The sequence below is a fragment of the Serratia sp. SCBI genome, from assembly GCF_000747565.1.
GTDB classification, from domain to species: domain Bacteria; phylum Pseudomonadota; class Gammaproteobacteria; order Enterobacterales; family Enterobacteriaceae; genus Serratia; species Serratia ureilytica.
Genome location: NZ_CP003424.1, coordinates 3,891,568 through 3,916,240, shown reverse-complemented (window position 1 = coordinate 3,916,240; position 24,673 = coordinate 3,891,568). Strand labels below are relative to the sequence as shown.

The following is a 24,673-nucleotide window of genomic DNA, read 5'->3' as shown; positions in this document are numbered from 1 at the left end:
ACAGCTTTGGATCGGCTTTCGGCGAAGCAGGCCTGTTCCGTATGCTGCAAGTTTTTGACGCATTCTTGATCTATTGGTAACTCATGAACCCCATCGTAATAAACAGGCTGCAGCGGAAGCTGGGCTACACTTTTCAACAGCAGGAGCTTTTACTGCAGGCTTTGACTCACCGCAGCGCCAGCAGTAAACACAATGAACGTCTTGAGTTTCTGGGTGACTCGATTCTTAGCTTTGTCATCGCCAATGCGCTCTATCACCGCTTTCCTCGCGTAGACGAGGGCGATATGAGCCGCATGCGCGCCACGCTGGTGCGCGGCAACACGCTGGCGGAGATGGCGCGCGAGTTTGACCTGGGCGAATGTCTGCGGCTTGGGCCGGGCGAATTGAAAAGTGGTGGGTTCCGCCGCGAGTCAATCCTGGCGGATACGGTGGAGGCATTGATCGGCGGCGTGTTCCTGGACAGCGACATCCAGACCGTCGAGCGTCTGATTTTGGACTGGTATCGCAGCCGGTTGGACGAAATCAGCCCCGGTGATAAGCAGAAAGACCCGAAAACCCGTTTGCAGGAATTTTTGCAGGGGCGTCATCTGCCGTTGCCTTCTTATTTGGTGGTGCAGGTTCGCGGTGAAGCGCACGACCAAGAGTTTACCATCCACTGCCAGGTGAGTGGTTTGAGCGAGCCCGTGGTGGGCACCGGCTCGAGCCGCCGTAAAGCCGAGCAGGCGGCAGCGGAACAAGCGCTGAAAAATCTGGAGCTTGAATGAGTGAAGTAAAACAACACTGCGGTTTTATCGCCATCGTCGGCCGCCCGAACGTGGGCAAATCGACGTTGCTGAACCAACTGCTGGGGCAGAAGGTTTCCATTACGTCGCGTAAGCCGCAGACGACCCGTCACCGCATCATGGGCATCGACACCGATGGCGCCTATCAGGCGATCTACGTCGATACCCCAGGGCTGCACATCGAAGAAAAACGCGCCATCAACCGTTTGATGAACCGCGCGGCCAGCAGCTCGATCGGCGACGTCGAACTGGTTATCTTCGTGGTCGAAGGCACCAACTGGACCGCCGACGACGAAATGGTGGTCAACAAGCTGCGCAGCCTGCGCTGCCCGGTATTGCTGGCGATCAACAAGGTCGATAACGTCACCGACAAATCCAAGCTGTTGCCGCACATCGCGTTCCTCAGCCAGCAGATGAATTTCCTCGACGTGGTGCCTATCTCCGCCGAGAAAGGGATGAACGTCGACACCATCGCCGGCATCGTGCGCAAGCTGCTGCCGGAAGCGGAGCACCACTTCCCGGAAGACTACATCACCGATCGCTCCCAGCGCTTTATGGCGTCTGAGATCATTCGTGAGAAGCTGATGCGTTTCCTGGGCGAAGAGCTGCCGTATTCGGTGACGGTGGAAATCGAACAGTTCGTGGCCAACGATCGCGGCGGCTACGATGTGCACGGCCTGATCCTGGTCGAGCGCGAAGGCCAGAAGAAAATGGTCATCGGCAACAAGGGCGCCAAGATCAAAACCATCGGCATCGAAGCGCGCCAGGACATGGAACAGATGTTCGACGCTAAAGTGCATCTGGAGCTGTGGGTGAAAGTGAAATCCGGTTGGGCGGACGACGAACGTGCGCTGCGCAGCCTGGGCTATGTTGACGATCTGAAGTAACGATCCGTGGACGGCTGGGAGCGCGCTTTCGTCCTGCATGGGCGGCCGTACAGTGAAACCAGTCTGATGCTGGATCTGTTTACCGAAGGTCATGGGCGGGTGCGCTTGCTGGCAAAAGGCGCGCGCAGCCGCCGCTCCAATCTGAAGGGCTGCCTGCAGCCCTTTACCCCCCTGTTAGTGCGCTGGGGCGGCCGCGGCGAAGTGAAAACGCTGCGCAACGCCGAAGCGGTCTCTCTCGGTTTACCCCTCAGCGGCATGATGCTTTACAGCGGCCTGTACGTGAACGAACTGCTGGCGCGAGTGCTGGAGCAGGAAACCAACTACTCGGTGCTGTTCTTCGACTACCTGCAATGCCTGCAGGCGCTGGCGGCGGAAGACAGCTCGCCGGAACAGGCGTTGCGCCAGTTCGAGCTGGCCTTGTTGCAGCACCTGGGTTACGGCCTCGATTTCCTGCACTGCGCCGGCAGCGGCCTGCCTGTGGATGACGCCATGACCTACCGCTACCGTGAAGAGAAAGGCTTTATCGCCAGCCTGGTGGTGGATCACTACAGCTTCACCGGGCGCGAACTGCGCGCGCTGGCGGAGCGGCAGTTTCCCGATGCCGAGACGCTGCGCGCCGCCAAGCGTTTCACCCGCATGGCGCTGAAACCCTACCTCGGCGGCAAGCCGTTGAAGAGCCGCGAACTGTTCCGTCAATTCGTGCGCAAGCAGCCGAATACGCCGGTCGACGACGCCTGACCTTTTCTCCTTTTGCCGTTCTGCACCCGCGTGTAAACTGCTGGCACTGAAAATCGTATTTAGAGGTTGTCATGGCTGATTTACTGCTGGGCGTCAATATCGATCACATCGCCACGTTACGTAACGCGCGCGGAACCCAATACCCGGATCCGGTTCAGGCGGCATTCATTGCCGAACAGGCGGGGGCCGACGGCATTACCGTGCATCTGCGCGAAGACCGCCGCCACATCACCGACCGCGACGTGCGTTTGCTGCGCCAGACCATCCAGACGCGCATGAATCTGGAGATGGCGGTGACCGACGAGATGCTGGACATCGCCGTGGAGCTGAAGCCGCATTTCTGTTGCCTGGTACCGGAAAAGCGCGAAGAAGTGACCACCGAAGGCGGCCTGGACGTTGCCGGCCAGCTGGACAAAATGAGCGTGGCGGTCGAGCGCCTGGCGCAGGCGGGCATTCTGGTCTCGCTGTTCATCGATCCCGATCATCGCCAAATCGACGCGGCGGTGGCGGTGGGTGCCCCCTATATTGAAATCCACACCGGCGCCTACGCCGAAGCGCAGGGCGAGCTGGCGGTACAGGCCGAGCTGCGCCGCATCGCGGTCGCCGCCGCCTACGCGGCCGAGAAGGGGCTGAAGGTCAACGCCGGCCACGGCCTGACCTATCACAACGTGCAGCCGATCGCCGCGCTGCCGGAAATGCACGAGCTGAACATCGGCCATGCGATTATCGGCCAGGCGGTGATGAGCGGGCTGCCGGCTGCGGTTGCCGATATGAAAGTGCTGATGCGGGAAGCGCGCCGGTAATGGCGGTGCTCGGGCTGGGTACCGACATCGTCGAGATGGCGCGTATCGAAGCGGTGGTGGAACGCAGCGGCGATCGTCTGGCGCGCCGCGTGCTGAGCGACGCCGAATGGGCGCTATACCAGCAGCACCAGCAGCCGATTCGCTTTCTGGCCAAGCGTTTCGCCGTGAAAGAGGCCGCCGCCAAGGCGTTCGGCACCGGCATTCGCAACGGCCTGGCGTTCAACCAGTTCGAGGTGTTCAACGATGCGTTGGGCAAACCGAATATTCGTTTGCACGGCCGCGCCGCCGAGCTGGCGGGGGAGATGGGGGTCACCGCGATCCACGTTTCGCTGGCCGATGAACGGCGCTATGCCTGCGCGACGGTGATCGTCGAAAGCTGAAAATAGAAAGGGCGCCCTGCGGCGCCCTTGTCAGTCCTGCGGCGGGTTAAATGCGATCGGCGTGGTGCAACACCACGAACTTATCCCACAGCTGCTCATTAGTCTCGCGATGCTGCGGATCGGTAATGATGGTGTTGTCGATCGGGCAGACCTGCTGACAGGTTGGCGTATCGTAATGGCCAACGCACTCGGTGCAGCGGTCGGTATCGATTTGGTAGATCTCATCGCCCATCGAAATCGCCTGGTTCGGGCATTCCGGCTCGCACATGTCGCAGTTGATGCATTTGCGTGTGATTAGCAGGGCCATGACGTATCTCTCATTATTAACAGGGGTATTTTTCGCAGCGGCGATTATACCGGTTAAACCAACTTTTTCATCAATTGTTCGCTGTGCCTGATACGGTCGCGGGCATGATCGAGGTCGTGCTGGATCAGCGCCATAAACAGCAGGTCGGTGAGAGCGTACTGGGCGGTGCTGGAAGAGATGGCCGCGCTGCGGGTGCGGGGCTCTTCGGCGATGGTATAGAGACAGTGATCGGCGCGTTGCTGCAGGCCGTTGGGCGAGAAGCTGGTCAGCGCCAGCACCCTGGCGCCGGCCTGGCGCGCTTCTTCCGCCGCCAGATTGATTTCACGCCGCTCGCCGCTGAAGGAGATCGCCACCAGCAGATCGCGTTTGTCCAGCGCCTGCACCGCCGCCAGTTGAACGTGCATATCCGCTTCGGCTACCGCCATCACCCCGATTTTCAGCAGCTTGAAGGAAAAATCCTTGGCCACCAGCCCGGAGGCGCCGATGCCGATCAGCATCACCCGGCGCGCCTGGCGCAGCATGTCCAGCGCCTGATGCAGCCGTTCTTCGCTGTTGATGTCCAGCGTCGCGCGCAGCGCCGCCTGCTTTTCCGCCAACAGCTTTTCACCGACGGTTTTCAGCGTGTCGCTGCTGAGAATGTGGTTATGAACGGTCACTACCGGTTCTGCCTGCGGCTGGGCCAGCGTCTCGCTCAGCGCCAGCTTCAGCGCCGGGAAACCTTTATAGCCCAGCTTTTGGGCGAACTTCACCACGCTCGACTGGCTGACGCCGGCCAGCTGGGCCAGCTTTTGCGAGCTGAGATGGCGCGCCTGTTCGGCGTTGTTCAGCAAAAAATCCGCCAGCTTGCGGTCGTTTTGCGCCAGTGTCGGATACATCTGGCGAATGCGCAGAAGGGTACTCATTGATCTTTCCCTGGAAACCAGCGGCCATTTTGCCACGCAGGCGGCGAAAACGCGCGGTGAAAATTTTTGTGAGCTCGTCGTTAAAATAGCAAATAGCGCTCGCTTTGTTGAATAAAATATTCAAATATTGATTTAATTTTGTGAATTAAAAATTCAAAGGTGAACAGATGAACTTAGGCGCACTGGTATCGGAAACCCGCAACCCGGCCACCATGGGGCTGGATGAGATGTCGACGCTGGACATGGTCCGCTGCTTTAACCAGGAAGATCGCAAGGTGCCGGAGGCGATTGAAAAGGTGCTGCCGGCGATCGCGCAGGCGGTCGATTTGGCCGCGGCGGCGCTGAAGGCCGGCGGGCGGCTGATTTATTTGGGCGCCGGCACCAGCGGGCGCCTGGGCGTATTGGATGCCTCCGAGTGCCCGCCGACCTTCGGCGTGCCGCACGGCGTGGTGGTGGGGCTGATCGCCGGTGGGCCGGGCGCGCTGCTCAAAGCGGTGGAAGGGGCGGAAGATGACGCAGCCCTGGGTGAGGCCGACCTCAGAGCGCTGAACCTGACCGCCGTCGATATGGTGGTGGGGTTGGCGGCCTCGGGGCGCACGCCCTACGTGATCGGCGCGCTGCGCTATGCGCGCGGGCTGGGCTGCCCGACGGCGGCCATCTCATGCAACCCGGATTCGCCGATCGCGCACGAAGCGCAGGTGGCGATCTCGCCGGTGGTGGGGCCGGAGGCGCTGACCGGTTCTACGCGCCTGAAATCAGGCACCGCGCAGAAGCTGGTGCTCAACATGCTGTCGACCGGCGCGATGGTCAAGCTGGGCAAGGTCTACCAGAACCTGATGGTGGACGTGAAGGCCACCAACGTCAAACTGGTGGATCGCGCCTGCCGCATCGTGGTGGAGGCCACCGGCGCCGAACGCGCTCAGGCGGAGGCGGCGCTGGCGCAGACCGGCTTTGAGGTCAAACCGGCGATCCTGATGATTTTAGCCGGCGTCAGCGCCGATGAGGCGCAGCAGCGGCTGCAGCGGCACGACGGCTACCTGCGCGCGGCGTTGGCGCGTTAATTCACGGTGGGGGCGGCGATGGACAAGACAACGGCATTGGCGACACAGATCCTGGCGGGCGTGGGGGGCGAGGGCAATATCCTCAAACTGGAGAACTGCATGACGCGGGTGCGCGTCGAGGTCAGCGACGAACAGCGTCTGGATCTGGCGGCCCTCAAGCAGTTGCCCGGCGTGAAGGGCTATATCAAGCAGGGTGAACAGCATCAGTTTATCGTCGGCCCGGGCGCCGCCGCCAAGGTGGTGGACGCCATGCGCGCTTTGTTGAGCGGCAGCGCGCAGCCCGCCGTTGGTGACGCCGCCCGCACCAAGGCGCAGGCCAAACAGAAATACGCGGCGCCGATGAGCGGCGCGCTGAAAAAGCTGGCCGACGTTTTTATTCCGCTGATCCCGGCGTTTATCGCCTCGGGGCTGATCACCGGCATCATCAACCTGCTGAAACGGCCCGACATCGCCGGACAGTTGGCGTTGGACTACCCGAACGCGCTGGGGCTGCTGGCGATCTTCGGCAGCGCGGTGTTCGCCATCATGAACATTCTGGTCGGGGTGAACGCCGCGCGGGTGTTCGGCGGCTCACAGGCGATGGGCGGCGTGATGGCCGGGATCCTCTCCAGCCCGGCGCTGGCGCAGATCACCCTGTTCGGCGAGGCGCTGCAGCCGGGGCGCGGCGGGGTGATCGCTGTACTGCTGGTGGTGGCGTTGATGTGCTGGGTGGAGAAACGCCTGCGCACGCTGCTGCCGGAGTCGGTCGAACTGATCCTCAATCCGCTGCTGACCACGCTGGTGACCGCCTCGTTGGCGATCCTGATCCTGCAGCCGATCGGCGGCGCCATTTCCGATGCCATCGCCCACGGCGCCAATCTGGCGATCGACAAGGGCGGGCTGCTTGTCGGGGCGCTGCTCTCCGGGCTGTTCCTGCCGCTGGTGCTGTCCGGCTTGCACCAGGGGCTGGTGCCGATCCACGTCGAGCTGGTGCAGGCGCACGGTTCCAACCCGCTGTTGCCGATCCTGGCGATGGCCGGCGTCGGTCAGGTGGGGGCGGCGCTGGCGGTGCTGTTGAAAACCCGTAACGCGCGGCTGAAGAAGGTGATCAAAGGGGCGTTGCCGGTCGGCATTCTCGGCATCGGCGAGCCGCTGATCTTCGGGGTGACGCTGCCGCTGGGCCGGCCGTTTATCGGCGCCTGCCTCGGCGGTGCGGTAGGCGGCGCGCTGATCAGCTACTGGAAAGTGGCGACGGTGATTACCTTCGGCATTTCGGGGCTGCCTTTGGCGTTGACCATCGTCTCAGGTAAGGTGATGTTGTATCTGGCGGGGATGCTGATTACGATTATCGCCGGTTTTCTCTTCACCTGGATGATGGGGTTCAACGATCCCGAGGAGTAGCGTTTGAGCGACAAGCAGCAACCATCGGCCGCAGCAGGGCGCCGCGTGGTCTTTTTCGATCTGGACGGCACTCTGCATCAGGAGGATATGTTCGGCAGTTTCTTGCGTTTCCTGCTGCGCCGTTTACCGCTGAATTTGCTGCTGGTGATACCGCTGTTGCCATTGATTGGCCTGGCGCTGTTGCTGCTGGGGCGCGCCGCGCGCTGGCCGATGAGCCTGTTGTTGTGGGCTATCACCTTCGGGCGTACCGAAGCGACGCTGAAGGCGCTGGAGCGGCAGTTCATCGAGGTTTTCCGCCAGAAGGTCACTGCGTTTCCGGTGGTGCAAATGCGCTTGCGGCAGTATCTGGATGAGCACGATGCCGAGGTGTGGCTGATTACCGGCTCGCCGGAGCAACTGGTGGCGCAGGTGTATCGGGATTCGGCGTTTCTGCCGCGGGTGCGGTTGGTCGGCAGCCGCATCGCGCGCCGCTATGGCGGCTGGGTGCTGACCTTGCGCTGTCTGGGCGTACAAAAAGTGGTGCAGCTGGAGCAACGGCTCGGCGCGCCGCTGAAGCTGTACAGCGGTTACAGCGACAGCAAGCAGGATAACCCGCTGCTGTTTTTTTGCGAGCACCGTTGGCGGGTGAGCAAGCAGGGCGAGCTGCAGCAGCTGGAATAAACAAAGGGCGGAGAATTCCGCCCTTTGCTGTTACCGCTGCCGCGATCAGTCGTCGGTTACGTCGTGCGGTTTGCGTCCGAGCTGCCAAATCTTCTCCGCATAATGCCCCAACGCCCACAGGCTCAGGCCGAGCAGCGCGAAGAAAATCGTCTTCGGCATGCTGTCCCAGAAAAACTCGAACAGGCGGGTATAGAGGTTGATGCCGAGGAAGGTCAGCCCGAAACCGCGCAGCATGGCGTCGTCATGCTTCAACCCCAGCCAGATGGCGGCGAAGGCGGCCAGCCCGAACAGCAGGCTCCAGTGGAACAGCTCAATCTGGCGCGCGCGGTACCAGCTGTCGAGATCGCCATAGTTGCCGAAGATGGACAGCAGCCACAGCGCGATGAACAGGTACAGCAGGCCCATCGCCAGCGACACCCGCTGCAGGCCGCGCTGCGCCAATAGCGGCCGCAGCAGCAATGCGGCGGCGATCAGCACCGCGCCGAAGGCGATAAAGCGAATCGGGTAGCTCATGCCGAGCCAGTAGGCGCCCCAGCCGGACAGGTAGCCGGTCTCGGCGCCGAAGGCATTGCCGAGAGACAGCAGGGCGAACCACCATACCAGCCCGGAGCGGCTGAACCAGCCGATGGCGCCGTACAGCAGCGCGGCGACCAGCAGCAGCACGGAAACCCGCCCGCTGCCGTTATCCAGCCAGACGCCCAGTTGCCATAAGGCGCAGGCGGTGAGCAACACGGCGACAAACAGCGCCGCCTCATTGCCGTAGCGTTTTTCCGGGTGGCGTTGACGACGACGCAGCGCCCAGACGTAGGCCAGCGCCGCCAGTACGCCGGCGATCGCCATGCGCACCGGCGCGTCGAAGCGGAACAGTTCGCTCAGCCATTCAAGCAGTGCGCTGTCGGCGAACAGGCTGGTGACGGCGATCAGCAACGAGGCCAGCGCGGCGAGAAACGCATAGCGCGCCAGCCGTCGCCAGTCGAAAGGCTGCACGTCCACATGCAGCAGCAGTTGCTGTTGTTGCTCGGGGGTCAAGGCGCCTTCCCCAACCCAGCCGTCCAGCGCCTTGCGCACCACGACGGCGTTCTTTTTACTGAGTTTCATGTTTCTTGTCCCTGAATCACACGCTGATGTGGCCAGTATAGCCATTGGCGGGCGGCTACGACAAAGGGAGGCTAGTGTGTATAATGCCCGCCGCAAAAGCGCACGAGGAATTATGCGATGACTGAATATAACGATGAGTACTGGATGCGTCAGGCATTGCAGCTGGCCCTGCGCGCGCAGGAAGAGGGCGAGGTGCCGGTGGGTGCGCTGCTGGTGCTGGACAATCAGGTCATCGGCGAGGGCTGGAACCGGCCGATCGGCCGGCACGATCCTACCGCGCACGCCGAGATCATGGCGCTGCGCCAGGGCGGCGCGGTGCTGCAAAACTACCGCTTGTTGAACGCCACGCTGTACGTCACGCTGGAGCCCTGCGTGATGTGCGCCGGCGCGATGGTGCACAGCCGCATCCGCCGGTTGGTGTACGGCGCCGCCGACGAGAAAACCGGCGCGGCCGGTTCGCTGGTGGATATTTTGCGCCATCCGGGCATGAATCATCAGGTGGAGATCGTCTCGGGCGTGCTGGCGGACGAATGCGCCGCCACCCTGAGTAATTTCTTCCGCCTGCGCCGCGAACAGAAAAAAGCGCTCAAGCTGGCGCAGCGGGCGGCGGATAAGCCGGAATAATCAGTAGTTGAGCGCCAGTTCCGGCATCACCGTCGGATAGCCTTTTCCCAACGCTTCCTGCTCGGCGGCCGCTTGCGCCGCCTTTCTCTCTTTTTCCTGCAGATAACCCACCAGGCTGACCTGGTAGCGGCGGATGTTTTCTACATAATTGTAGGCTTCGCGCCCGCGCGCATAGCCATAGGTCAGCTGCGGGTAGTAGCGTTTTTGGCTGAGCATCGGCAGACGCTGTTTGACGTCGACCCAGCTGTCCGGGTTGCCTTTTTGCGTTTTGGTCAGCTTGCGCGCGTCCAGCATATGGCCCCAGCCCATGTTGTAGGCCGCCAGCGAGAACCAGATGCGCTCATCTTCCGGCACGCTGTCCGGCACCTTGGCCATCAGCCGCTGCAGGTACAGGGCGCCACCCTGAATGCTCTCTTCCGGATCGAGGCGATCGTTGACCCCCAGGCCGTCGGCGGTGGCGCGGGTCAGCATCATCAGGCCGCGCACGCCGGTGGGGGAGGTGGCCTGCGGATTCCAGTGCGATTCCTGATAGGCGATGGCCGCCAGCAGCTTCCAGTCGATCTCGTTGGCGTGTTTCTCGAACAGCGGGCGGAAGTTGGGCAGCACCGAGTCGATGGCCGACAGGAAGGTTTTGGTATCCACGTAGTCGAAGCTGCCGACGTGGCCGAGGTATTTCTCTTCCAGCCGCGCCAGGGTGCCGTCGTCCACCATTTGACTGTAGAAATCCAGCATCGCCGCGTACAGGCTGTCGTCGCCGTCGCGTTTGAGGTACCAGGTGACCGGCTCTTCGTCGGTGACGTCGAACGCCACCGCCAGCTGCGGATGGATGCGCTGCAGCAACGCGATGGTCACCGAATCGCCGAGGGTATAGTCCAGCTTGCCGTCGGCAACCCGCTCCAGCAGCTCTTTGGAGGTGAGATCGCTGGAGGACTCCCAGGCGAGATCCGGGTATTTATCCTGTTTGAGCTGCTTTAGCGTGCTGACGTGCGCGGAACCGGAGGCGACCGCCAGCTTGCCTTTGATGTCGGCGAAGCCTTTTGGCCGCGGGGTGCCCAGCCGGTACACCAGCTGTTGGGAAACGGAGTAGTAGGCGGGGCCGGTGCGCGCGCGGCTGAGGCGCTCCTGGTTGTAGATAAGGCCCGCCGCCAGCAGGTCGGCGTCGTCGTCGTCCAGATCGTCGAACAGGTCATTGATGTTCTGATGGGGGATCACCACCAGTTTTACCCCGAGGTAGTTGGCGAAGCGCTTGGCCAGTTCGTAGTCGAGCCCACCCGGCCCTTGCTTGGTGTTGAAATAGGTCAGCGGTGAGTTCAGCGTGCTGATACGCAACTCGCCGCGGGAAATGATCTCCTGGAGTTGCCCGCCCTGGCCGCTGCGCCAGGTGATATTGGGCCACAGCGCGAGAGCCAGAAGCAGGGTGACAACGCCGATGAGGATGTAGTTTATTTTAAGACGTTTCAAATAGTTATCCAGTGGTGGCACAGGTACGCCGGCGACGACAACCGCGACTTTTCTCATGGTTAAATCACCAGTGCGGGGGGCATTTTGCGCAACAAAACGCCAGTGTGCAACTTTATTGACACGTTATGACAATTCGACGGTGCGGCGCGCTTTTATCAATAATCCCTACGCAAACGGTTTCGTCGGCGGCGAGGATTCTCTATAATGACGCGCGTTTTCCCCTGTTGCGCCCAATGAAGCGTCTTATCCGTCGCTTCGAAGACGAGAGAACTTTGATTATGGAAATTCTGCGTGGTTCGCCCGCTTTATCGGCTTTTCGCATTACCAAACTGCTGTCCCGCTGCCAGGACGCCCACCTGCCCGTCAGTGATATCTACGCCGAGTACGTCCACTTTGCCGATGTTAGCGCACCGCTAAGTGCCGAAGAACACGCCAAACTTCAGCGCTTGCTCAAGTACGGTCCTTCTCTCGCCGAACACGCCCCCGAAGGCCGGCTGCTGCTGGTCACGCCGCGCCCGGGCACCATTTCCCCCTGGTCTTCCAAAGCCACCGACATCGCCCACAACTGCGGTTTGCAACAGGTGCTGCGGCTGGAGCGCGGTCTGGCGTTCTACGTCAAGGCGCCTGAGCTGACGGAGGCCCAGTGGCACCAGCTCGCCGCGCTGCTGCACGATCGCATGATGGAAACCGTCTTCAGCGAGCTGCAACAGGCTGAACAGCTGTTCGCGCACCATCAGCCGGCGCCGTATCAGTCGGTCGACGTGCTGGGCGCAGGGCGCGCCGCGCTGGAGCAGGCCAACGTCCGGCTCGGCCTGGCGCTGGCGCAGGACGAGATCGATTACCTGCTGAATGCCTTTACCGGTTTGGGGCGCAACCCGACGGATATCGAACTCTATATGTTTGCGCAGGCCAACTCTGAGCACTGCCGCCACAAGATTTTCAACGCCGACTGGATCATCGACGGCGAACAGCAGCCCAAGTCGCTGTTCAAAATGATCAAGAACACCTATGAGCAGACGCCGGACTATGTGCTGTCGGCGTATAAAGACAACGCCGCGGTGATGGAAGGCTCGCAGGTCGGCCGCTTCTTCGCCGCGCCGGAGAACGGCACGTACGACTACCATCAGGAAGACGCGCATATCCTGATGAAGGTGGAAACTCACAACCACCCGACGGCGATCTCGCCGTGGCCTGGCGCCGCGACCGGCTCCGGCGGCGAGATCCGCGACGAAGGCGCCACCGGCCGCGGCGCCAAGCCGAAGGCCGGCCTGGTGGGCTTCTCGGTGTCCAACCTGCGCATTCCCGGCTTTGAACAGCCGTGGGAGCAGGACTTCGGCAAACCGGAGCGCATCGTCACCGCGCTGGACATCATGACCGAAGGCCCGCTGGGCGGCGCGGCGTTCAACAACGAATTCGGTCGCCCGGCGCTGCTGGGCTACTTCCGCACCTATGAAGAGCGCGTCAACAGCCATAACGGCGTTGAGCTGCGCGGCTACCACAAACCGATCATGCTGGCGGGCGGTATCGGCAACATCCGCGCCGATCACGTGCAGAAAGGGGAAATCACCGTCGGCGCCAAGCTGGTGGTGCTGGGCGGCCCGGCGATGAATATCGGTCTGGGCGGCGGCGCGGCGTCATCGATGGCGTCAGGCCAGTCCGATGCCGATTTGGACTTCGCATCGGTGCAGCGCGACAACCCGGAAATGGAACGCCGCTGTCAGGAAGTGATCGACCGCTGCTGGCAGCTGGGCGACCAGAACCCGATCCTGTTTATCCATGACGTCGGCGCCGGCGGCCTGTCCAACGCCATGCCGGAGCTGGTGAGCGACGGCGGCCGCGGCGGCCGTTTCGAACTGCGCGACATTCTCAACGACGAGCCGGGCATGAGCCCGCTGGAAGTATGGTGCAACGAATCGCAGGAACGTTACGTGATGGCGATCGCCCCGGCGCAGATGGCGCAGTTCGACGAGATCTGCCGACGCGAGCGCGCGCCTTACGCGGTGATCGGCGAAGCGACCGAAGAGCAACATCTGACGTTGAACGATCGTCACTTCGACAATCAGCCGATCGACATGCCGCTGGACGTGCTGCTCGGCAAGACGCCGAAGATGACCCGTGACGTAACCCGTCTGCAGGCGCAGGGCCAGGCGGTACAGCGTGAGAACATCACGCTGGCCGACGCGGTGAAGCGCGTGCTGCATCTGCCGGCCGTCGCGGAGAAAACCTTCCTGATCACCATCGGCGACCGCACCGTCACCGGCATGGTGGCGCGCGACCAAATGGTCGGCCCGTGGCAGATCCCGGTGGCCGACTGCGCGGTCACCACCGCCAGTCTGGACAGCTATTATGGCGAAGCGATGTCGCTCGGCGAACGCGCGCCGGTGGCGCTGCTGGACTTCGCCGCCTCCGGCCGCCTGGCGGTCGGGGAAGCGCTGACCAACCTGGCCGCCACGGAAATCGGCAGCCTGAAGCGCGTGAAGCTGTCCGCCAACTGGATGGCCGCCGCCGGCCACCCGGGTGAAGACGCCGGCCTGTACGAAGCGGTGAAAGCGGTGGGCGAAGAGCTGTGTCCGGCGCTGGGCATCACCATTCCGGTGGGTAAAGACTCCATGTCGATGAAAACCCGCTGGCAGGAAGGCAATGAACAGCGTGAAATGACCTCGCCGCTGTCGCTGGTCATCACCGCCTTCGCCCGCGTGGAAGACGTGCGCCACACCGTGACGCCGCAATTGCGCACCGATAAGGGCGACAGTGCGCTGCTGTTGATCGACCTGGGTAACGGCCATAACGCACTGGGCGCTACCGCGCTGGCGCAGGTTTATCGCCAACTGGGCGACAAACCGGCAGATGTGCGCGATGTCGCGCAGCTGGCGGGCTTCTTCAACGCCATGCAGCAACTGGTGGCCGATCGCGCGCTGCTGGCTTATCACGACCGTGCTGACGGCGGCCTGCTGGTGACGCTGGCGGAGATGGCCTTCGCCGGTCACTGCGGCGTAGAGGTTAACCTCGATGGCCTCGGCGACGATGCGCTGGCGGTGCTGTTCAACGAAGAGCTGGGCGCGGTGATCCAGGTGAGCGCCGAACGTCTTGACGACGTGAAGCGGGCGTTCGCGCAGCACGGTCTGACCGACAACGTGCATCACATCGGCAGCGTACAGGCCGGCGATCGTTTCGTCATCAATCAGCACGGCAAAGCGTTGTACAGCGAAAGCCGCAATACCCTGCGCACCTGGTGGGCGGAAACGACCTGGCAGATGCAGCGTCTGCGCGACAACCCGGCGTGCGCCGATCAGGAACATCAGGCCAAGCAGGATGAACAAGATCCCGGCCTGAACGTGAAGCTGACCTTCGCACCCGAGGAAGACATCGCTGCGCCGTACATCGCCAAGGGCGCTCGCCCGAAAGTGGCGGTGCTGCGCGAGCAGGGGGTGAACTCCCACGTTGAAATGGCGGCGGCGTTCCACCGCGCCGGCTTTGACGCCGTGGATGTGCACATGAGCGATCTGCTGGCCGGGCGCCGCGATCTGCAGGACTTCCACACGCTGGTGGCCTGCGGCGGCTTCTCTTACGGCGACGTTCTGGGCGCCGGCGAAGGCTGGGCGAAGTCTATCCTGTTCAACGAGCGGGTGCGCGACGAGTTCGAGGCGTTCTTCCACCGTCCGCAGACGCTGGCGCTGGGCGTGTGCAACGGCTGCCAGATGATGTCCAACCTGCGTGAGCTGATCCCAGGCGCCGAACACTGGCCGCGCTTCGTGCGCAACCTGTCGGATCGCTTCGAGGCGCGCTTCAGCCTGGTGGAAGTGGCGGCCAGCCCGTCGCTGTTCATGCAGGGCATGACCGGTTCGCGCATGCCGATCGCCGTTTCCCATGGCGAAGGGCATGTCGAAGTGCGCGATGCGGCGCATCTGGCGGCGTTGGAAAGCCACGGCCTGGTGGCGCTGCGTTTCGTCAACAACGCCGGTCAGGTCACGGAAGCTTACCCGGCTAACCCGAACGGTTCGCCGAATGGCATCACCGCCGTGACCAGCGCCAACGGGCGCGCAACGGTGATGATGCCGCATCCGGAACGCGTGTTCCGCACCGTCAGCAACTCCTGGCACCCGGAAGAGTGGGGAGAGGATAGCCCGTGGATGCGCATGTTCCGCAACGCCCGTAAGCAACTGGGCTAAAAACGGCCACCACCGTACAGAGGGCGCAAGCAATTGCGCCCTTTATTATGGCCGGCACTCGGCGATTGGCGGCAGTGTCTGCATTTTGCGACAAGTGCTGGTTTGCTTGTCGCTAAATGGAGACATTTAACCCATTGATTTTATTATCGGTAAACAGGTTTGACTTTAGTTGTCGGCGTTTGGCGACAGAGCGGCGTTTATTTCATCACTGCTCGGCGCGGAATCGGCGAATCAAACGGCAGGATTTTATTTATTTTTTAGTAAAATCAATTTGTTATTAATTTAATTGCAAAGTTGGCACGTAACATGCATTATTCTCTGCGGTTGCTCATTCACCTTTTTATGACGGCGCCGTAATTATAAACGGCAAATCGCCTCATAAGCCTCCGAATGATGCCAAAGAAATGGTGCCTATCGTCCAACCAAACCGATAACAGACTGCGCAAGCGGCTTTATCAAGCATCGGGCGACACGTGGAGTGAGGCACCGCCTGTATCCAACTGTGATGAAGGGTTCATCAATCCTGGATACTTACGGATGCTATTCGTCCTGTTCGATGCCAGCCGCTGCGCTACATCACCCTGGGGACGAGGTTCAAGGGCATCCACACTTTCCTTGCGGCGGGGCAAGCTTATTGCCCCGGCGTCAATTCTCAACGCTGCGCTTACTCCTGTTTCGTTGCCTATGCCCTCGAACGCAGACGCTATTCCCACACTCTCGCTTTCGTACCGGTTTTTGTTACCGGGGCCGTATGCCATCGGCAGGCCAACCCTATCGGCGCGGCTCACCGATCCCGCGGCTTTTTCCTTGTGCGTTCAGGATTCTCCCTTGCCGGGCTTTTCTCTTTCCGGCGAGTCAGTTAGCATCGTGACAGGCCTGAGAGAATGAGATGATTTCGTTGAAAAAATGGCGTTTATTCCCACGTTCGCTGCGGCAATTGGTGCTGCTGGCGTTCCTGTTGGTGCTGCTGCCGCTGTTGGTGCTGGCCTATCAGGCCTACCAGAGCCTGGATCACCTGAGCGCGCAGGCGGCGGACATCAACCGCACCACGCTGGTGGACGCGAGGCGCAGCGAGGCGATGACCAGCGTGGCGCTGGAGATGGAGCGCAGCTATCGTCAGTACTGCGTGCTGGTTGAGCCCACGCTGCAGAAGCTGTACCAAAATCAGCGCAAGCAGTATTCGCAGATGCTGGACGCCCACGCGCCGATCTTGCCGGACGAGCGCTACTACCAAACGTTGCGTCAGTTGCTGACCCAGCTGGCGGCGATCAAGTGCCATAACAGCGGGCCGGACCAAGAAGCCTCCGCCTTGCTCGAGTCGTTCTCGCGCTCCAATGCCGAAATGGTGCAGGCCACGCGCGCGGTGGTGTTCTCACGCGGCCAGCAGCTGCAGCAGGCCATCGCCGAGCGCGGCCAGTTCTTCGGCTGGCAGGCGCTGCTACTGTTCCTGGTCAGCGTGCTGCTGGTGGTGCTGTTCACCCGCATGATTATCGGGCCGGTCAAGGCCGTGGAGCGGATGATCAACCGCCTGGGGGAAGGGCGCGCGTTGGGCAGCACCGCATCGTTCAAAGGGCCGCGCGAGCTGCGTTCGCTGGCGCAGCGCATCATCTGGCTGAGCGAACGGCTGGCGTGGCTGGAGTCGCAGCGCCACGAGTTCCTGCGCCATATCTCGCACGAATTGAAAACGCCGCTGGCCAGCATGCGCGAAGGCACCGAACTGCTGGCCGACGAGGTGGCGGGGCCGCTGACTTCCGACCAGAAAGAGGTGGTGACGATCCTCGACAACAGCAGCCGCCACCTGCAGCAGCTGATTGAACAACTGCTGGATTACAACCGCAAACTGGCCGATGGCCCGGCGGAGCACGAGAACGTCGAGCTGCGCGAGATGGTCGATTTGGTTGTCGCCGCGCACAGTTTGCCGGCGCGGGCGAAGATGATTTCCACCGAAATCGCGCTGGAAGCGGAAATCTGCTGGGCAGAGCCTACGCTATTAATGCGCGTGCTGGATAATCTCTACTCCAATGCGGTGCACTACGGCAAGGAATCCGGTAACATTTGGATCCGCAGCCGTCAGGTTGGACAACGGGTGCAAATCGACGTCGCCAATACCGGCACGCCGATCCCCGAGGCTGAAAGAGCCATGATTTTCGAGCCTTTTTTCCAGGGTAGTCACCAGCGAAAAGGGGCGGTAAAAGGAAGCGGACTGGGGTTGAGCATCGCTCAGGACTGTATCCGTCGCATGCGCGGTGAGCTGCAACTGGCGACGGTCGCCGGTGCAGACGTCTGCTTCCGCATTGAACTGCCGTTAACCGCCGAGAATGAATAAATAATGTACACATGGTCTAAACGCCTTCGTCTTTCACAGACCGAACGTTCACCGCGTGCCACGCACAGAGCGCCGCTCGGCAAACGCCCGATCACCTGGCTGGGCGCCGTTTTCTTTATGCCGCTGTTGCTGGCGGGCTGCGTCGATCGCGCCGTCAGCGGCGGATTGAGCGCTCAGCAGCAAGAGGCGATCCCAGATACCAAGGTGATCGATTACCGCACTGCGGCTTGCGATACCCTGTGGCAATTGGACGACAAGGACGCGCTGGATAACGCGCTCTACTGGCTGCGCGCGATGGACTGCGCCGATCGCATCGGCTCGACCCAGGCGCGTGCGCTGGCGAAAACGGTGCCGGGCGACAACTGGTTCGGCGTTTTCAAACAGAGCATCCTGCTGGGGAGCGCACAGCCGACCTCCGGTGAACGTCGCCAGATGCTCGACAGGATCAACAGTTACCGGATGGAGTTCCCCGGTTCGCTGCGTCCGTTGACGCAGCTGTGGCGCCAGCAGCAGATGCTGCAGATCACGTTGTTCGATGAGAAAGCGCGCTATCAGCATCTGCAGGAGAGCAGCGACAGCCAGATCGATTCACTGCGCCAGAATCAGGCGCGCCTGCAGTCGCAGCTGCAGGACACCTCGCGCAAGCTGGAAAACCTGACCGATATCGAGCGCCAGCTCTCATCGCGCAAGCAGCTGCAAGGGGAAATCCCGGAAAACGGCGCGGGCCAGCAGAAGGGCGAAGCTGCCGGTAAAAGCGGCGCGGCCGCCAAAGGCGCAGAAACGCAGGACGAACCGGAAAAAGGCACCGCGCTGCCGGTTGAACCGGAAGACACCTATACGCCGCATCCCGCCAATAAGGAGTCCCACGCGCAATGACCGCACGCAAACCGGCCAACCTGTTATTGGTTGACGACGATCCCAGCCTGCTGAAGCTGCTGGGCATGCGCCTGACCAGCGAAGGTTTTCACGTCACCACCGCCGAAAGCGGCCAGGAGGCGCTGCGCCTGTTGGCGCGCGAACAGATCGATCTGGTGATCAGCGATCTGCGCATGGATGAGATGGACGGCATGGCGCTGTTCGCCGAAATCCAAAAGCATCAGCCGGGCATGCCGGTGATCATTCTTACCGCGCACGGTTCGATTCCCGATGCGGTGGCCGCCACCCAGCAGGGGGTGTTCAGCTTCCTCACCAAACCGGTGGATCGCGATGCGCTCTATAAGGCCATCGACGAGGCGCTGTCGCTGTCGGCCTCCCCCGCGGGTGACGACGCCTGGCGCGAAGACATCGTCACCCGCAGCCCGTTGATGCTGCGCCTGCTGGAGCAGGTGAAAATGGTGGCCCAGTCCGACGTCAGCGTGTTGATCAACGGCCAGAGCGGCACCGGCAAAGAGGTGTTGGCGCAGGCGATCCACGCCGCCAGCCCGCGCGCCGGCAAGGCGTTCATCGCCATCAACTGCGGGGCGCTGCCGGAGCAACTGCTGGAGTCCGAACTGTTCGGCCACGCCAAGGGCGCCTTCACCGGCGCGGTCAGCAGCCGCGAAGGGCTGTTCCAGGCGGCGGCGGGCGGCACGCTGTTCCTCGACGAGATAGGCGATATGCCGCTGTCGCTGCAGGTGAAACTGCTGCGCGTGCTGCAGGAGCGCAAGGTGCGGCCGCTGGGCAGCAACCGCGATCTGGACATCGACGTGCGCATCATCTCCGCCACCCACCGCGATCTGCAAAAGGCGATGGCGAAGAACGAGTTCCGAGAAGATCTCTACTATCGTCTCAACGTGGTGAATCTGAAGATCCCGGCGCTCAACGAGCGGGCCGAAGACATTCCGCTGCTGGCCAATCACCTGTTGCGCGAAGCGGCTCAGCGGCACAAGCCGTTCGTGCGCAGCTTCTCGACCGACGCCATGAAGCGGCTGATGACCGCCAGCTGGCCGGGCAACGTGCGTCAGTTGGTCAACGTCATCGAGCAGTGCGTGGCGCTGACTTCGGCGCCGGTGATCAGCGAGGCGTTAGTGGAACAGGCGCTGGAAGGGGAAAACACCGCGCTGCCGACTTTCGCCGAAGCGCGCAACCAGTTTGAGTTGCACTATCTGCGCAAACTGCTGCAGATCACCAAGGGCAACGTGACCCAGGCCGCGCGTATGGCGGGCCGCAACCGCACCGAGTTTTACAAATTGCTGTCGCGCCACGAGCTGGACGCCAACGATTTCAAAGAATGACAGATTCCCGCCGGCGCCTGCCACGCAGGTTCTCAACAAATCCGGCGGAATGATTTACACTCCGTTCTCTTTGCCGCGGCGCGCCCCGGCGTAGAGCACCATGGAACGTATTAAGCGGGATCGTACACAAATGAGCAGATCACTTTCCATCGCCCTGGCCCAGCTGAACCTGCTGGTCGGCGACATTGAAGGCAACACCGAACGCATGTTGCAAATCGTGCAGGAGCAGCAGAAGGCGGGAGCCGATCTGGTCATGTTCACCGAACTGGCGCTGTCCGGCTACCCGCCGGAAGACCTGCTGTATCGGAATGATTTCTATCAGCGCTGTGATGCGCAGCTGCTGCGCCTGCAGCAGGCTTCCGCCGAAACGGCAATCCTGGTCGGTCACCCGTGGCGCGAAGGCGACAAGCTGTACAACGCGCTGTCGCTGTTTGCCGAAGGCCGTCTGCTGACCCGCTACTTCAAACAGCAGTTGCCGAACTACGGCGTGTTCGATGAGAAGCGCTATTTCCACGCCGGCAACGACACCTGCGTGGTGGAACTGAAAGGCTACCGTCTGGGGCTGCTGATTTGCGAAGATCTGTGGTTCCCGGAGCCGATCGACGCCGCCAAGGCCGCCGGCGCGGAGATTATCCTGTCGATCAACGCCTCGCCGTATAACCGCGAAAAACCGTATATCCGCAAAACGCTGATGGCCGGCCACTGCCAGCGCACCCAGCTGCCGCTGGTGTACCTCAACCAGGTCGGCGGCCAGGATGAGCTGATCTTCGACGGCTGCTCCAAGGTCTTCGACGCCGCCGGCACCATGACCCACCGTCTGGCGGCCTTCGACGAGCAGGTCACTCGCCTGGCATTCAACGAGCTGGACGTGGTGCCGATGGCCGATCCGGCCGCCGAACTGCCGCAGCTGGCGCAGGTGTATCAGGCGCTGGTGTTGGCGGTGCGCGACTACGTGACCAAGAACGGTTTCAAAGGCGCGGTGCTGGGGCTGTCCGGCGGCATCGACTCGGCGCTGACGCTGGCGATCGCCGTGGATGCGTTAGGTAAAGACAAGGTGCAGGCGCTGATGATGCCGTTCCGCTATACCGCGGATATCAGCATCGCCGACGCCAAGGAAGAGGCGGAAATCCTCGGCGTGGAGTTCGATATCGTCTCCATCGAGCCGATGTTCGATGCCTTTATGGGCCAGCTGTCGCCGATGTTCGCCGGCACCGAGCGCGACACCACCGAAGAGAACCTGCAGGCGCGTTGCCGCGGGGTGGTGCTGATGGCGCTGTCCAACAAACGCCGCAGCATCGTGCTGACCACCGGCAACAAGAGCGAAATGGCGGTCGGTTACGCTACGCTGTACGGCGATATGGCCGGCGGTTTCGACGTGCTGAAGGACGTGCCGAAAACGCTGGTGTTCAAGCTGTCCGAATACCGCAACACCGTCTCCTACGTGATCCCGCAGCGGGTGATCGATCGTCCGCCGTCCGCCGAGCTGGCGCCGGATCAGGTCGATCAGGACAGCCTGCCGCCGTACGATATCCTGGATGCGATCCTGGAAGGCTACGTTGAGCGCGACAAGTCGGTCGCCGATCTGGTGGCCGAAGGCTTCGACGAAGCGATCGTGCGCAAGGTGATCCGCCTGGTGGACATCAACGAATACAAGCGGCGTCAGGCCGCCGTCGGGCCGCGCATCACCGCCCGTAACTTCGGCAAAGACCGCCGTTATCCCATCACATCCGGTTTTGGCCGCAAAAATTGGTAATAAGGAAAGAAGATGAAAAAGATCGACGCGATTATCAAGCCGTTCAAACTGGATGACGTCCGCGAAGCGCTGGCCGAAGTGGGCATCACCGGCATGACGGTCACCGAAGTGAAAGGCTTCGGCCGCCAGAAGGGCCACACCGAGCTGTACCGCGGCGCCGAGTACATGGTCGACTTTCTGCCGAAGGTGAAGATAGAGATCGTGGTTGCCGACGACATCGTCGACACCTGCGTAGAAACCATCATGCAGACGGCGCAGACCGGCAAGATCGGCGACGGCAAGATCTTCGTCTTCGACGTGGCGCGCGTGGTGCGCATCCGTACCGGCGAGCAGGACGAAGAAGCGATCTGATCCTCCGCAGGATCATCGGTCATCAGGGCGCAGCTTGCTGCGCCCTTGTCATTTCTGTCCCCCGCACATCGCACTTCTTCGCCTCATTGTTCCCCCCATTTTTGCCTGTCGGCATTCTAAAAAAGCGAACGCTATAGCGTTTTTGATACTTTTCCCGATCGCTTCACGGCCGGCGTCTACACTCAACGCAATGTTTTTGCTTGAGGAATCACCCCCATGATGACGTTACGCCAAATCCGCCACTTTATCGCCGTGGCGGAAACCGGGTCGATCTCCGCCGGCGCCCAGGCGGTGTTTGTCTCCCAGTCTTCGCTGACGCTCGCTATCCAGCAGCTGGAGACCGAGATCGGCGTGCGGTTGTTCGAGCGCCACGCCAAGGGCATGACGCTGACCCATCAGGGGCATCAGTTTCTACGCCAGTCGTATCTGATCCTGGCGACGGTGGACAACGCCAAGCGCAGCCTGCAGATCGGCACCGAAAGCCTGACCGGCAAGCTGACCATCGGCGTCACCAGTCTGGTGGCGGGCTACTTCCTGGTGGAACTGCTCACGCGCTTTAAATCGGCCTATCCCAACGTCACCGTGCAGGTGGTTGAAGACGAACGCCCGTACATCGAGCATCTGCTGGTCAGCGGCGAGATCGACATCGGCGTGCTGATCTTGTCGAACATCGAGGACCGCGACGCGCTGCAGACCGAGGTGCTGATGCACTCGCCGTATCGCCTGTGGCTGCCGCCGCTGCACCCGCTGCTGGAGCACGAGAGCATCAGCCTGGCGGACGTGGCCAAACAGCCGCTGATCCAGCTCAACGCCGATGAGATGGACGTGCACGCGCGGCGCATCTGGGCGCGCGCCGGGCTGAAGCCGGAGATCGCCATGAAGACCGCCTCGACCGAGGCGGTGCGCAGTCTGGTGGCGGCGGGGATGGGGGTCTCCATCCAGCCGGACATGGCGTACCGCGCCTGGTCGCTGGAGGGCAATATGATCGAGGCGCGCAAGCTGGACGATCTGCTGGAGCCGCTGGATATCGGGCTGGCATGGCGGCGCGGCAGCGCGCGGCCGGAGCTGGTGACGCCGTTCCTCACCATCGCGCGCGAGAACGGCAGCAAACACGCCGCCGGGCTTAAGCATTCGATTTAATCGAACGCGGCGTTCAGTATTTAGAATTTGTTGCTCGCCAGAGGCTCGCTTAGGCTGATTAAAACTAACTTATTCACATTTGGTTAACGTTTTTGTCACTTAGGGGCGTCAGGCGATGGCGGATGTGCAGGTTCTCTCAGGTTTGTCCTGTCAGCAGTTCATTAACGGCCAGCTTATCGACGGCGAAGGCCAGCAGGAATGCATCGTCAATCCGGCCAACGGCGAGACGCTGATCGCCCTGACCGAAGCCTCTTCGGCGCAGGTCGGCAGCGCGGTAAAAGCCGCGCAGCAGGCGTTCGGCCATTGGTCGCGCACTACGCCGGCCCAGCGCGCCACGCTGTTGCTGCGCATCGCCGACGCCATCGAGCGGCAGGCGCCGCAGCTGGCGCAGCTGGAAGCCCTCAACTGCGGCAAGCCGCTGCATCAGGCGCTCAATGACGATCTGCCGGCGGCGGTCGACGTGTTCCGCTTCTTCGCCGGCGCGGTGCGTACGCAACAAGGGCAACTGGCCGGTGAGTATGTGCCGGGCCACACCTCGATGATCCGCCGCGATCCGATCGGCGTAGTCGCCTCGATCGCCCCCTGGAACTATCCGCTGATGATGGCGGCGTGGAAAATCGCGCCGGCGTTGGCGGCGGGCAATACCGTGGTATTCAAACCGTCCGAGCACACGCCGCTGACTATTTTGGCGCTGGTGCCGGCGCTGCAGGAGATCCTGCCGCCGGGCGTGCTGAACATCGTCTACGGCGGCGGTGAAGGGGTCGGCAGCCAGCTGGTGGGGCACCCGCAGGTGCGGCTGGTGTCGGTCACCGGCGATATCGTCACCGGGCAAAAAATTCTTCAGGCGGCGGCCAAAAGCGTCAAGCGCACCCATCTGGAGCTGGGGGGCAAGGCGCCGGTGATCGTCTGCGACGACGCCGATCTTGACGAAGTGGTCAACGGCATTCGCACCTATGGCTATTACAACGCCGGCCAGGACTGCACCGCCGCCTGCCGCATCTACGCGCAGGCCGGCATCTATCCCAAACTGGTGGATGCGCTGGGCGAGGCGGTCGCCAGCCTGCGCTTCGCCCGCAAGCGCGATCAGGACAACGAGATCGGCCCGTTGATAAGCAGCCGCCAGCGCGATCGCGTCGCCAGCTTTGTCGAGCGCGCGCTCAGCCAACCGCATATCGAATTGATCACCGGCGCCGCGGCGCACTCCGGGCCGGGATTCTACTATCAGCCGACCCTGCTGGCGGGCTGCCTGCAAAGCGACGAGATCGTGCAGCGCGAGGTGTTTGGCCCGGTGGTCAGCGTCACGCGCTTCGAGCATCTGGCGCAGGCGGTCGAGTGGGCCAACGACTCGGAATATGGGCTGGCTTCGTCGGTGTGGACGCAAAATATCGATCGGGCGCTGCACATCGCCGCCCATCTGCAGTACGGCAGCACCTGGATCAACACCCATTTCACCTTGGCGAGCGAAATGCCGCACGGCGGCCTGAAACGCTCCGGCTACGGCAAGGATCTGTCCAGCGATTCGCTGCAGGATTACAGCGTTGTCAGGCACGTAATGGCGAAGTTCAAAGCCAGCTTCTAGCAGTTCTATAAAGCAAAATCGGGCGGCAGCCGTTCCCTGCCGCACACAGATACGCAACA

21 protein-coding genes are annotated in these 24,673 nt (G+C 62.0%); 17 read left to right on the top strand and 4 right to left on the bottom strand.

All coding sequences use genetic code 11. The features are described from left to right. Nucleotides 1–83: 83 nt before the first annotated feature. The 5 genes from rnc (at nt 84) to acpS (ending at nt 3,590) form a co-directional block, all read left to right on the top strand. Nucleotides 84–764 (top strand): ribonuclease III, encoded by a 681-nt coding sequence (rnc, locus tag SERRSCBI_RS18345; RefSeq protein ID WP_042785223.1) that lies wholly within the window; start codon nt 84–86, stop codon nt 762–764. Continuing rightward, nucleotides 761–1,669: a GTPase Era gene (gene era, locus SERRSCBI_RS18340; RefSeq protein ID WP_004929162.1), complete on the top strand. Its 909-nt coding sequence runs from the start codon at nt 761–763 to the stop codon at nt 1,667–1,669. Before rnc ends, era begins: the two co-directional genes overlap by 4 nt. A 6-nt stretch (nt 1,670–1,675) precedes the next feature. Then, on the top strand, nt 1,676–2,407 hold the full coding sequence (gene recO / locus SERRSCBI_RS18335) for a DNA repair protein RecO (protein ID WP_015378804.1): 732 nt from the start codon (nt 1,676–1,678) through the stop codon (nt 2,405–2,407). A 71-nt stretch (nt 2,408–2,478) separates the two neighbouring features. Further along, nucleotides 2,479–3,210, top strand: a complete 732-nt coding sequence (pdxJ, locus tag SERRSCBI_RS18330; RefSeq protein WP_033651585.1) for a pyridoxine 5'-phosphate synthase — start codon at nt 2,479–2,481, stop codon at nt 3,208–3,210. Further along, nucleotides 3,210–3,590 carry a holo-ACP synthase gene (acpS, locus tag SERRSCBI_RS18325; RefSeq protein ID WP_004929169.1) on the top strand — a complete coding sequence of 127 codons (381 nt, stop codon included), beginning with the start codon at nt 3,210–3,212 and terminating at the stop codon, nt 3,588–3,590. The genes pdxJ and acpS overlap by 1 nt, the downstream gene beginning before the upstream one ends. Before the next feature lie 46 nt (nt 3,591–3,636). Here the strand turns inward: acpS and SERRSCBI_RS18320 are convergent, their stop codons facing one another. Continuing rightward, nucleotides 3,637–3,897, bottom strand: a complete 261-nt coding sequence (locus tag SERRSCBI_RS18320) for a YfhL family 4Fe-4S dicluster ferredoxin (RefSeq protein ID WP_033632309.1) — start codon at nt 3,895–3,897, stop codon at nt 3,637–3,639. Between the two features lie 53 nt (nt 3,898–3,950). Then, on the bottom strand, nt 3,951–4,799 hold the full coding sequence (locus SERRSCBI_RS18315) for a MurR/RpiR family transcriptional regulator (protein ID WP_033644119.1): 849 nt from the start codon (nt 4,797–4,799) through the stop codon (nt 3,951–3,953). A gap of 167 nt (nt 4,800–4,966) precedes the next feature. Between SERRSCBI_RS18315 and murQ the strand changes: the two genes are divergently transcribed. The 3 genes from murQ to yfhb are packed head-to-tail and all read left to right on the top strand — an operon-like array spanning nt 4,967 to nt 7,900. After that, nucleotides 4,967–5,860 carry an N-acetylmuramic acid 6-phosphate etherase gene (gene murQ, locus SERRSCBI_RS18310; RefSeq protein WP_033651584.1) on the top strand — a complete coding sequence of 298 codons (894 nt, stop codon included), beginning with the start codon at nt 4,967–4,969 and terminating at the stop codon, nt 5,858–5,860. Nucleotides 5,861–5,878: 18 nt separating this feature from the next. Continuing rightward, the gene (locus SERRSCBI_RS18305) at nt 5,879–7,240 is read left to right on the top strand and encodes a PTS transporter subunit EIIC (protein ID WP_033644117.1); all 1,362 of its coding nucleotides are present in this window, start codon (nt 5,879–5,881) and stop codon (nt 7,238–7,240) included. A 3-nt stretch (nt 7,241–7,243) separates the two neighbouring features. Then, on the top strand, nt 7,244–7,900 hold the full coding sequence (gene yfhb, locus SERRSCBI_RS18300; RefSeq protein ID WP_042785222.1) for a phosphatidylglycerophosphatase C: 657 nt from the start codon (nt 7,244–7,246) through the stop codon (nt 7,898–7,900). A gap of 45 nt (nt 7,901–7,945) precedes the next feature. Here yfhb and SERRSCBI_RS18295 read toward each other — a convergent pair whose 3' ends face one another. After that, on the bottom strand, nt 7,946–8,998 hold the full coding sequence (locus SERRSCBI_RS18295; RefSeq protein ID WP_033644115.1) for a DUF2157 domain-containing protein: 1,053 nt from the start codon (nt 8,996–8,998) through the stop codon (nt 7,946–7,948). 117 nt (nt 8,999–9,115) lie between these two features. On the opposite strand from SERRSCBI_RS18295, the gene tadA reads away from it, so the two are divergent. Continuing rightward, nucleotides 9,116–9,622, top strand: a complete 507-nt coding sequence (gene tadA / locus SERRSCBI_RS18290; RefSeq protein ID WP_033644114.1) for a tRNA adenosine(34) deaminase TadA — start codon at nt 9,116–9,118, stop codon at nt 9,620–9,622. On the opposite strand, the gene mltF is transcribed toward tadA, so the two are convergent. Next, the gene (gene mltF / locus SERRSCBI_RS18285) at nt 9,623–11,083 is read right to left on the bottom strand and encodes a membrane-bound lytic murein transglycosylase MltF (protein ID WP_033644113.1); all 1,461 of its coding nucleotides are present in this window, start codon (nt 11,081–11,083) and stop codon (nt 9,623–9,625) included. A gap of 275 nt (nt 11,084–11,358) precedes the next feature. Here mltF and purL point away from each other — a divergent pair, with 275 nt between their 5' ends. The 8 genes from purL (at nt 11,359) to SERRSCBI_RS18245 (ending at nt 24,614) form a co-directional block, all read left to right on the top strand. Then, entirely contained in the window at nt 11,359–15,252 is a 3,894-nt protein-coding gene (gene purL / locus SERRSCBI_RS18280; protein WP_172428024.1) for a phosphoribosylformylglycinamidine synthase, read from the top strand. A gap of 889 nt (nt 15,253–16,141) precedes the next feature. Then, complete coding sequence (locus SERRSCBI_RS18275; protein ID WP_033644112.1) at nt 16,142–17,578, top strand: HAMP domain-containing sensor histidine kinase; 1,437 nt, start codon at nt 16,142–16,144, stop codon at nt 17,576–17,578. A 3-nt stretch (nt 17,579–17,581) separates the two neighbouring features. Further along, entirely contained in the window at nt 17,582–18,454 is an 873-nt protein-coding gene (gene qseG, locus SERRSCBI_RS18270) for a two-component system QseEF-associated lipoprotein QseG (protein WP_049866704.1), read from the top strand. Continuing rightward, a complete protein-coding gene (glrR, locus tag SERRSCBI_RS18265) occupies nt 18,451–19,791 on the top strand; it encodes a two-component system response regulator GlrR (protein ID WP_033644111.1) in 1,341 nt (446 codons plus the stop codon). Before qseG ends, glrR begins: the two co-directional genes overlap by 4 nt. 130 nt (nt 19,792–19,921) lie before the next feature. Continuing rightward, on the top strand, nt 19,922–21,544 hold the full coding sequence (locus SERRSCBI_RS18260) for an NAD+ synthase (protein WP_042785221.1): 1,623 nt from the start codon (nt 19,922–19,924) through the stop codon (nt 21,542–21,544). A 12-nt stretch (nt 21,545–21,556) separates the two neighbouring features. Next, nucleotides 21,557–21,895, top strand: coding sequence for a nitrogen regulatory protein P-II (gene glnB / locus SERRSCBI_RS18255; RefSeq protein ID WP_004847623.1), 339 nt, complete (start codon nt 21,557–21,559; stop codon nt 21,893–21,895). A 216-nt stretch (nt 21,896–22,111) separates the two neighbouring features. After that, nucleotides 22,112–23,035: a LysR substrate-binding domain-containing protein gene (locus SERRSCBI_RS18250; protein ID WP_033644109.1), complete on the top strand. Its 924-nt coding sequence runs from the start codon at nt 22,112–22,114 to the stop codon at nt 23,033–23,035. A gap of 115 nt (nt 23,036–23,150) precedes the next feature. Further along, a complete protein-coding gene (locus SERRSCBI_RS18245) occupies nt 23,151–24,614 on the top strand; it encodes a gamma-aminobutyraldehyde dehydrogenase (RefSeq protein WP_042785220.1) in 1,464 nt (487 codons plus the stop codon). Nucleotides 24,615–24,673 lie beyond the last annotated feature (59 nt).